This window comes from Rhodococcus sp. (in: high G+C Gram-positive bacteria), from assembly GCF_049299235.1.
GTDB lineage: Bacteria > Actinomycetota > Actinomycetes > Mycobacteriales > Mycobacteriaceae > Rhodococcus.
Window position 1 is genome coordinate 1 of the sequence record NZ_JBAQXC010000246.1, and the last position, 3,332, is coordinate 3,332.

The following is a 3,332-nucleotide window of genomic DNA, read 5'->3' on the forward strand; positions in this document are numbered from 1 at the left end:
TAGGCGATGATGGCAAGTGAGCTCCTGGTAGGGCAGGGACGTAAGCACTCACTGGCCTACCAGGAGTTCGCCGGTATCCGGCCCGTCACACGCCGATGCTCACCGAGTTTTCAGATGCACACTAAGACGCTCGTGAGCTCAAGAATTCGCATGGTAAATGCCTGACACTCAGGCGACGCGGCCGCACCGAGGTGTTCGGGCACGTACCAGCGGCTCGATCGGGCCGCCGAGTCGCACCGGGAGAACAGCGCAGTCACAGGCCGCCGCTGCCCACGACCGCGTTGACAGGCGACAGTGTGAACGGTGGGCGTGCCCGTTTAGGACGCGGCTCGGCCTTGATGGGCAGTCTGGGATGGACACGTCGTGATCGTCCGCTCCGCTGCCGAACACGGGGTCTGTGCTGCGGTATGCCGCCCGTCCATGTAGACGGAACCACCGTCGACGCAGAGCCGCAGACCTGCCTCGATCTTCGCCGCGTACCGCAGCGGTTTCAGCCGCGCCGAGTCCGTCCGACACACCGCATCACGCAGAAGCCAACCCAGGTGCCCACGACCCGACATGGACTGCGCCACCCAGTTCGGAGCCGGATGATCCGACGGCCGCTTGAACGCCCGCATCGCCGCATCGGGATGGTCGCAGTCGACGATGATGCACCCGACCAGAGCCTTCGGGTTGCTCTCCAGATACCGGCGCTCGAGGGCGCGGGGCCGGCTCATCGGCCACGCGCCCCGCTCGAAGTCGTCTGTCGCCCGTGGCCAGCGCGGCAGCCACCCCAACGGCCACGTCGCCTCGCTGAGCAGGACTGCCCCGCTGTCATCCATCCGGACATCCTGCACTACACACTCGCTGTATGCGTGTGGGACACGCCGAGCCAAAGCCTAATCAGATATTTAGGGTTTCCCCGCCACATCCTCACATCCACCAGGGAAGGAATGACAACGCCGTTTCCGTTCGCCGACCAGCACGAGAACAGCACCGACTTCCCCCGACATAGATCCCGACCGCCACACGAATGCGTCCCCGTCGTCGCCGCGATCCTGCCGCACAGCTCGCCGCCACCGACCGCGGCGGCACGTTCCCAGTGGATCGTCCACCACCGGGCCGGAATCCTCCAGCACACCCGTGCCGACGCACTCGGTCACCTACAGCCGGCCGCGCAGCTAACTCCGCACCCGGTCGGGCGTGCCCCACACGTAGTGACACTCGCTGACGGTCCGCAGCAACTCACGTTCGTCGCGGACATCAGGCCGCGGCCCGACAACCTCGGTGAGGGTCGACCAATCGATCATCATGTGGTCGGTGGTTCGCATCGCCTCAGCCAATCGGGTCAGCCCCACCGGGCCACCCAACACCTTCGGTGTGCCACCGAGATGGACGGGAGTATCGATCCCCAGCACGACAGCGGCCAGGGTGTCAGCGATCGTGCTGAGACTGTCCGGGACGAGGGGAACCGGGCTGATGCTGCCCTGCCGATCGACGAGGAATGCGGTGTAGGTGCGGTCACCGGTGTTGCTCTGCGCGACGAGATGCACCGCAATCGGGGTATATCATGATCGCGGCGACCAAGCCCCCGGGCGCGCAGTCGCCTCGGCGGACACTGATCGTGAAACCGCTGCACAGACTACCGACACCGAACGCCATCGCATCCTGACCGAGTTTGCCGCATCGCGGTGACCGCGACGACGCACAGGTGATCATGCTCGGCTTCCACACTATCCTCGGCATCGTCGGCACCAGTACATTGCCGCCCCGACAGCGTTCGTCTCTCGGGCGGTTGACTCCTGCCGATGCTGGACCGGATCTAGTCGCAGTGACGTCGACACACCGCGGGTAGCAGCGTCGAGGGATGCGGCCTGACAGGCTGCTCGAGGTTCGCCTCACCCGGTGACAGTCCTATCCGGGGCGGGCTGCACACCGCGAAATTTGGACACCCCGACCGTGACCACCACCGGCCGGGCCGATACCGTCGCACCGTCCACACACCGGGGGGTCGTGGCCACCCGGTGATGCCCCCGGACCGCGAACCTGGGGGAAACAGTTTGAGCACTCGACACCGATACCGACACCGCCGCGGTCGCGGTCGCACCGGCCGCATCACCACCATGACCGCGACTGCCGCCGCCGCCGCGGTCATGGTGGTGGCCGGATGCTCCGGACCCGCAGCCGACACCACCGCGACCGCCACCACCGCGGCAGACACCGAGGCGCGGGCCGCGGTGATGATCCCCGCCGCCCCCGGCGACCTCGACAGCGGACTTTTCGACACCACCCCCAGCCACTACCCCACCGCCGCCGGTGACCCCGAGGTCGGCGGCGTCGTGGAAAGCCAACGGATGGCCGAATTCCTGGTGCTGCCCGCCGAAATCGACCCGGCACTGACCGAAGCGAAATCGGACTACACGCGCCCGATCTTCGGGCCGTTCCCTCTGGCGTATCTGCTCGACGACGGCTCGGCGGTCGTCGAACGGATCGGTGAAGACACCGGCATGTACGCCGGATTCTCCACCGCCCGTTCCACCAGCGACGGCAAGGCGCGGATGGTCCATGCCGTCTTGCAGTTCCGTGACGCAGAGGCCGCATCCGATGCCGCGGTCCGCCTGCACGAGCACCTGATGGACCCGGACCCGCCGACCCCGTCGTATGCGTTCGCCCATCCGGTCCCGGCGATGCCGGACAGCCTGATCCATGCCGTCGACGACGGTGATTCTCGGCGGGTGACCGCGCTCACCGCGCACGGCCACTACCTCGTCTACACCTTCCTCGCCGCGCCGATCGACCGTGCGAGTTGGGTCGATCAGGCACTCGAACATGCCCTGGTCCGGCAGCTCCCGCTGATCGAGAAGTTCCCGTACACCACACCGGCCGGGTTGGCGGACCTTCCGGTGGACATCGACGAGTTGCTGCACCGGACACTGCCGTACCCGGACGAGGAGGGCGCGGCGATCCCGGCGGTGTACGGGCCGCGGGGAGCGGCGCATCTGCTGCGCCAACTCGACACACTCGAGGTCTTCGAAGATACCTCTGCCACCCACATGTCCCGAGACGGCGCGTTCGTCTATGCCACCGACTTCCCCGACCGCGCCGAACATGTGTTCGATCGGGTGGTGGGGCAGGTCCGCAACCAGAACACCACGATCTCCACGACGACCGCGGCCGGCCCGGCCGGGGTGCCGGATGTGCGGTGTTTCGAGGTGATCCCGGATCTGGCCGCCTACGGTGACGGCGCGGTGTGTGTGCTGCTCTACGACACGTTGGTCGCCGAGATCCGGACCAGCACATTGGGGTCGGCGCATCAGGCCACGACCGCGCAGTACCGGATTTTCCAGGCCACC

General features: G+C 67.0%; 3 protein-coding genes. 1 reads left to right on the forward strand and 2 read right to left on the reverse strand.

Annotation, left to right across the window (positions count from 1 at the left end; genetic code table 11):
- Window positions 1-317: 317 nt before the first annotated feature.
- Together WAX14_RS14630 and WAX14_RS14635 are read right to left on the reverse strand one after the other, a co-directional pair.
- Window positions 318-821, reverse strand: coding sequence for a replication initiation protein (locus tag WAX14_RS14630; RefSeq protein ID WP_422628779.1), 504 nt, complete (start codon window positions 819-821; stop codon window positions 318-320).
- Between the two features lie 339 nt (window positions 822-1,160).
- Window positions 1,161-1,532 carry a hypothetical protein gene (locus WAX14_RS14635; protein ID WP_422628780.1) on the reverse strand — a complete coding sequence of 124 codons (372 nt, stop codon included), beginning with the start codon at window positions 1,530-1,532 and terminating at the stop codon, window positions 1,161-1,163.
- A 570-nt stretch (window positions 1,533-2,102) separates the two neighbouring features.
- On the opposite strand from WAX14_RS14635, the gene WAX14_RS14640 reads away from it, so the two are divergent.
- A partial coding sequence (locus WAX14_RS14640) for a DUF7373 family lipoprotein (RefSeq protein ID WP_422628781.1) occupies window positions 2,103-3,332 on the forward strand: 1,230 nt, incomplete at its 3' end.

Bases quoted from the DNA above. Each gene is read 5' to 3' on its own strand.
- WAX14_RS14630 (WP_422628779.1), bottom strand. From the start codon at position 821: ATGGATGACAGCGGGGCAGTCCTGCTCAGCGAGGCGACGTGGCCGTTG.